The organism is Vreelandella neptunia, assembly GCF_022489065.1.
GTDB lineage: Bacteria > Pseudomonadota > Gammaproteobacteria > Pseudomonadales > Halomonadaceae > Vreelandella > Vreelandella neptunia_A.
In genome coordinates, this window is sequence record NZ_JAKVTW010000036.1 from 1 (window position 1) to 6,187 (window position 6,187).

General features: G+C 44.5%; 7 protein-coding genes and 1 tRNA gene. 4 read left to right on the plus strand and 4 right to left on the minus strand.

Going from position 1 to position 6,187, the window contains the following annotated elements:
* Positions 1-267, plus strand: a 267-nt coding sequence (locus tag MLE19_RS22410) for an META domain-containing protein (protein WP_240720556.1), incomplete at its 5' end; no start/stop codon positions are given.
* Between the two features lie 224 nt (positions 268-491).
* Here MLE19_RS22410 and MLE19_RS22415 read toward each other — a convergent pair.
* Positions 492-578, minus strand: a tRNA-Ser gene (locus MLE19_RS22415).
* A gap of 133 nt (positions 579-711) precedes the next feature.
* On the opposite strand from MLE19_RS22415, the gene MLE19_RS22420 reads away from it, so the two are divergent.
* From MLE19_RS22420 to MLE19_RS22430, 3 genes are all read left to right on the plus strand, one after another.
* Positions 712-2,124, plus strand: coding sequence for a tyrosine-type recombinase/integrase (locus tag MLE19_RS22420; RefSeq protein ID WP_240720557.1), 1,413 nt, complete (start codon positions 712-714; stop codon positions 2,122-2,124).
* Positions 2,125-2,197: 73 nt separating this feature from the next.
* Positions 2,198-2,407, plus strand: a complete 210-nt coding sequence (locus MLE19_RS22425) for a type II toxin-antitoxin system VapB family antitoxin (RefSeq protein WP_240720558.1) — start codon at positions 2,198-2,200, stop codon at positions 2,405-2,407.
* Positions 2,408-2,553: 146 nt separating this feature from the next.
* Complete coding sequence (locus MLE19_RS22430; RefSeq protein WP_240720559.1) at positions 2,554-3,984, plus strand: IS1182 family transposase; 1,431 nt, start codon at positions 2,554-2,556, stop codon at positions 3,982-3,984.
* Positions 3,985-4,306: 322 nt separating this feature from the next.
* On the opposite strand, the gene MLE19_RS22435 is transcribed toward MLE19_RS22430, so the two are convergent.
* The 3 genes from MLE19_RS22435 to MLE19_RS22445 all read right to left on the minus strand — a co-directional run bounded on the left by MLE19_RS22435 (position 4,307) and on the right by MLE19_RS22445 (position 5,873).
* Complete coding sequence (locus MLE19_RS22435) at positions 4,307-4,609, minus strand: hypothetical protein (protein WP_240720560.1); 303 nt, start codon at positions 4,607-4,609, stop codon at positions 4,307-4,309.
* A complete protein-coding gene (locus MLE19_RS22440) occupies positions 4,596-5,174 on the minus strand; it encodes a hypothetical protein (RefSeq protein WP_240720561.1) in 579 nt (192 codons plus the stop codon). Before MLE19_RS22440 ends, MLE19_RS22435 begins: the two co-directional genes overlap by 14 nt.
* A gap of 120 nt (positions 5,175-5,294) precedes the next feature.
* Positions 5,295-5,873: a hypothetical protein gene (locus tag MLE19_RS22445; protein WP_240720562.1), complete on the minus strand. Its 579-nt coding sequence runs from the start codon at positions 5,871-5,873 to the stop codon at positions 5,295-5,297.
* Between the last annotated feature and the right edge of the window lie 314 nt (positions 5,874-6,187).

Consider the following 6,187-nt stretch of genomic DNA (forward strand, 5'->3'; position numbering starts at 1 on the left):
GTTCTTCACTTAGATTCTTTAAGATTAGCGGGCTCTACCGGTTGCAACACATTGAACGGCAGCTACCGCCTCGAAAGCGAGCGCATCGAATTTGCTCAACTTGCCACTACCAAAATGGCTTGCCCGCCGCTCCAAATGGAAATCGAGCGAGCTTTTCTAATGACCCTTAGGCAAGTAACAGCTTGGAGTGTGGATGGTGCGACGCTTATATTATCAAGTGACAATAATAAAACGCGGGCTGACTTCGAGGCTGTGCACCTTTATTAAAGTTTGGTCAGTCAACGTTACTTGCTGAGGTTATAAAATTTCGTTGACTGTTGATGCATAGGATAATGAAAGCGAGCTTAGTGAATATCGCTTTATCCACAGACACGCTTAAATAGGGGGTGTGGATAACGTATATACTGAGTAGGTATTATAGATATGAAAAAGCCGCCCCTAAGGACGGCTTAATCTAATTCTCTAACATGTTGCTTTTAACCACTTTTTAGTGGTGCCGACACCAGGAGTCGAACCCGGGACCTACTGATTACAAGTCAACCTAATTAATGACTTATGTAGTCACATACTATGTTAGCTAGAACTGCGTACCACATTATAAACCACTGATACTACGTGTCAAATTCGGTTTATTTTGTAATTTGCCATGCCGTTTCCTCTCATTGGATCTCATATAGTGTCACGAGAAACGGCACGCATACGGTACGCAAAATGAAAACGGAAAAAAATACTAATTCTCAAAGACGACTACTCACAGATGCCGATATTCGTGCGCTCCCGAAGGGCAAAACGGCGACAGAGTCACAAGCTGGACGAGGGACGGGTGCCACTATATTTGAGGCTCGCGAGTCTGGTGATATTGATGCTTACTTCAGAGTACGGATGAATGGCAAATCTACAAAAATTAAAATCGGCATATTCAAACGCACTGACAAAAAATCAGGTCTCACCTTGAAAGAAATTCGCGATAAAGCACGCGATTTGTCAGCGATTGCCGTTAAACACGGCGATGTTAAGAAATATCTAGAGTTGCAAAGGGAAGCTGAAGAGCGGGAAATTCGTGAACGTGAACTCGCCTTTTCAGAAGTATTAGTAGCCGCTGAAGAAGAAAACAAGACGGCAAGCTTTGAAGAGCTATTCATAGACTATATTGATAGTCTGGAAGGAACGAGAGGGATTGAGTATATCAAGGAATTGAGAAGGGTTTTAAATAACGAGCTTAAGCAAAATCACCAAATAATAATGAACAAAAAAGCAAATTCAATAACTCCAAAAGATATAATAGAGATATTACAACCCATTTGGGACCGAAACTCAAAAAGCATGTCCGGAAAAGTTCGGGCATATCTCCATACAGCGTTTGAGTTTGGGTTAAAAAATGAACACTCACTTAAGCGCAAGAAAAAGTCAATTTATTGCTTAGACAGCAACCCGGTCTCATCAATACCCAAAGACCACAAGACAAAAGCCATAAAAAGATCTTTAAACTCAAAGGAGCTCAATTATTTCTGGCACTCATTCTTGAAGTACGAATCAGTTGGCCCGGTTGTCACGCGTTTTTTACTTTTTCTTACCGCCACTGGTGGACAAAGGGTCATGCAGGTAGCGCGAGAGCCGTGGACAAGCTACGATTTACGCAGAGGAGTGTTGAAGACAGAACATCGAAAGGGAAAAATTGAACCTCGTATACATTTAGTTCCTCTTACTGAAAGAGCAATTAAATTATTGCAAGAAGCACATTCCATCAACCCCAGTTCAAAATACCCTTGGTCTACAAATGGCAAAAAACCGATTGACATTAACACCCTAAGTGACGCTGTAAATAAGTGGATTAACTCACCATTATCGGTCATGGATGGTGAAGAGTTTGAGAAATTCACACCGCGTGATTTAAGAAGGACCTGTGCACAAATAATGCAATTTAAAGGAATACCAGACCTAGATTCTGACATTCTTCAGTCGCATGGAATAAACGGTGTTGTAGAAGATCACTATCGAAATAACCCCTACGCTTTTATGCCAAAAAACTGGAACACTATTAATGCATTTGAAGAAGCACTAAATGATATCTTGAATGGGAAAGACCTCGACAAGGATGACATCTATACGTTTGACTTCTTATAATAGCTGACAAGCGAGCGTCCAGTAACAAATAAATATTCATCTATATATAACCATAGTATTCAGTGGATTAACTATGAAAATCACTATTGAAGTTGATGATGACTTATATGCACAGGCATTTGAGTTTGCCGAACCAGGCTTGGATAAACCATCAGACATTGTTCAAGCTGCGTTGCAAACCTATGTGCGGGCAAAAGCAGCGCGCCGTCTTGCTAAAGTAGGCGGTAATGCGCCGTCGATGTCGGATATTCCACGATGTCGTGGGGAACCTCCAATGGAATGAAAGTGTTGTCTTATATACTTATTATTTTAGAAACGTGGGTCGACATCGCGCCCCAATACGGTTTTTCCATGGCAGCTTTCGGCCGAGGCTGTGTGAAAACGTAGCTGTCGCTATACTCTACCCATGACTGATCGTGGGAGGTACCGATGAAACGTTTCGTCGCAGGTGAATCCCGGTCCCAGGCTACGTTGTTTCCTGAGCTTCTGGATGATTTCGTTACTGAAGACAATCCGGTTCGGGCTATTGAAGCTTTCATTGACGCCCTCGACCTCAGACAGCTGGGCTTCAAAGGCATTGATCCTCATGCCACTGGACGCCCCGCGTATCACCCCGCTGTACTGTTAAAAATCTATCTTTACGGTTACCTCAACCGCGTACAATCCAGCCGCCGTTTGGAACGTGAGGCACAGCGTAATGTTGAACTCATGTGGCTAACGGAGCGCCTCGCGCCGGACTTCAAAACGATTGCCGATTTCCGCAAGCACAATGGCAAAGCGATCCAAGCCACCTGTCGAGACTTTGTCGTTATATGTCGGCGTCTAGGGCTTTTTTCACAGTCGGTCATGGCAATCGATGGCAGCAAATTTAAGGCAGTCAACAATCGAGACCGCAACTTTACCTTGGCCAAAATGAAACGCCGCGCAGAAGAAATCGATAAGAGTATTGAGCGCTATTTACGCCAACTCGACGCAATGGACCAAGGCTCCCCCGTTGTCACAGAAGCGCAGACGACAGGATTGAAGGAAAAGATCGCCTCCCTCACAGAAGAAGTTCAGCAACTGCAATCCATTGAAATTCAAAGGACCGAGGCCCCTGATCAGCAAATCTCGTTGACGGACCCAGATGCTCGCTCCATGACGACGCGAGGAACGGGAATCGTGGGCTACAACATTCAGACGGCTGTCGATAGCCAGCATCATCTGATTGTCGCCCATGAAGTCACTAATGTCGGCAGTGACCGGCATCAGCTTTATCGGATGGCCAAGCAAGCACGCGATGCTAGCGGCGTCAGTGATCTCCACGTCGTCGCTGATCGCGGTTATTTTACAGGTAATGAAATTCTTGCGTGTCATGAGGCCGGTATTACGACGTATCTCCCTAAGCCCAAAACCTCGCCGAACCAGGCCAAAGGCATGTTTCCCAGGGAAGCGTTCCAATACGTGAAGGAGCGTAACGAATATCGCTGTCCTGCAAGGGAGCGCTTGATTTGGCGCTTCAAGAACGTCGAAAAAGGCCAGACGCTCCATTGTTATTGGAGTTCGGCCTGTCCGAGTTGCTTAATGAAGTCGCAGTGCACCACGGGTATCTATCGGCGCATCAGGCGCTGGGAACACGAAGAGGTACTGGAGGCGGTAACATCACGTCTAGATCAGACGCCGGATATAATGCGCACCCGTCGTCAAACGGTTGAACATCCCTTTGGCACGTTAAAAGCGTGGATGGGAGCGACTCACTTTTTAACCAAAGGGCTTAAGAACGTCAGCACGGAAATGAGTCTTCATGTGCTTGCCTACAACATGAAACGCGTCATGAATATCCTCGGCCCCAAGGGTTTGATCCAGGCATTGAGGGCATAAGTCCTTAGTCCGGACCTAGCTCTGCCAAGCTTGTGGTAGCCAATAACGCTCTTTAGTAAGCGCTTTTAGGCTTTATCTCGACTCACTTCAAATGTTGGCATAACGAAGGAAGGCGTTCTGGTCTGTCTTGCTGGCCTGTTAGTGAGGGCAAAACGGCTGAGCACTGTAATCGCCAACTGATTTTGGGTTTTCACACAGCCTCGGCCAAAAGCGGTCCTTTAGGTGCCACTGACATAACGCCGCCAGCACGCGCGGCTTTGCAGTGGAGGCGAAGCCGCTACGTACAAACCGTCGCTGTGCTTGCGTGTGTTATGTTATTGGCTCAAAACGGCAAGCTCAAACCAGAAGACTGAGCAACATCATAAAGGCGACGGGCCGCATCGTAGTCATTCCATGTCTGGTTTGTATAAAACCGATATTCCTTTTGATCTTGCGAATCAAAATAAAACAACACAAATTCACCATACTCTTCAATTTCATTGAATGAGTACCTTAAGGAAACGGTAAAACGATCAGTTTGCAACTGGACACTGGAATTATCATCATCATATATCCATGAAAACTCACCGTTCTCAGTTCTTTTAATAAGCTCAACAACAAAATCTTTGATCTTAGGAGGGAACATACTCATCTCTCTTTGCAGGATTAATTTCTTCAAGGCATCTTTTTATATTTAAAATATCTATTTGAATTTTCGATTTCTTTTTTTTGTCCAGCGGCGCTTTAGGACTCGTATGAGTCGCTTGTTGTAAACTAAGCTCAATATTGCCCAGAACACCGTTTATCTCATTTACACGGCTTTCTGGACCAGATACTCTAAGGTAAGTACGCCTAAAGTGTTGAAAGCATTTCAGCGACAGTACGTAACGCTCGCCAGATACATGTTCATTAACTTCATCAAGCACTGCAAGGCATTCGCTTACAAGTGAAGCGCCATTAACATCCCTAGCCTGCTTAAGAAGATTTCTGGCCTCGTCACGAATACTTTTAGAAACGTGCACGCTATGCAAGACTTCAAACACTGTCACCAGCAACGCTATTAAAGTCGCGACCACTCCAAAGTACGAAAATTCATTGAGATAACCATCATTTCCGATAACTTCGTCTTTGAATTTTAACGACGCAATAAGAACACCCAATGAAATTAATAGGTATGCGATTCTGATCCAGTGGTTTTTAAGAAAATTCATTTTTTCCTACATATCCTCGTAGAATATAACGCCTCAATAACCGGCGACTGGAACGGAGCGAAGTACAAGCTGTCCGGCGCCAAAGGCGCGTAGCTCATTGAGCTTTAGAAATTTCTTCCATCACTTCCCAATAAAGTCGTCAACACAAGTCATGTAAAGCTCGAAAACGTTTTCAATCTGCTCAATAGTAAAGCAAATTACCGGCCTTAATGTAACGTAGTTAGATTTAGCGAACTTATTAAAACGAGTGCCGTGATCTTTCGTATCTGCGAAGCTTGGTCCGTAGTGTACCAAATGATTTCTTAATTCCTGAAGTAAAATTAAATCTTTCCAATGGGCAGCCTTAGTATCTACCCCCCCTCCCAGCACCTTTTTAGCATAGGTCAGAGACCTTGATATGCCTCGATCTTTCAGGTCATGGGGGGAGAGCAAGATGTTGCTTTTTTCTCGCTCCATTAGGACAAGTTCATCAAAGTTTTGCTCTATTACTGCGTATGATGAAATGAAGATAGCTCGCAGCAAGCTCTGTCTTGTGGCGTTCAAATTGCCAATGACATTCATCCCATCATCAGCAGAGCAATTCGGGAGTTTTGCCGCTAGATGCTCGTCAGCAGCTTTAGCAGCCTCTAGCAAATACCCGAGGTCGATAAATGAAAGAAATCTTGGAACGCTAAATGTTGTATCTTCAAGCTTCTGCATAATTTCCAGACCTGCCTAACAGTTTATTAGTGCGCATGCGTGTTTTTCTGGCAACCAGAACCCTAACTTTTTACCTGTAATGCATTAAAATTTATAAAAAAATAAAGATCGACTTAGCGGTACTCTTTGCCTGTCGTAAAACGTGCCTACTGCGGAAGTTAACTTTGGGTCGTTTGCGCATATAAATTCCATTGACCCCACTGTATGAGCTTAAACATAACACTTGCAAAATGCGCGCCCTTGGAATGGAGACGAAGGAGCAATGGAAAGGACGTCGCTGTGTGTGGGCTGGATAGGTAGGCTAGGCGTCATCC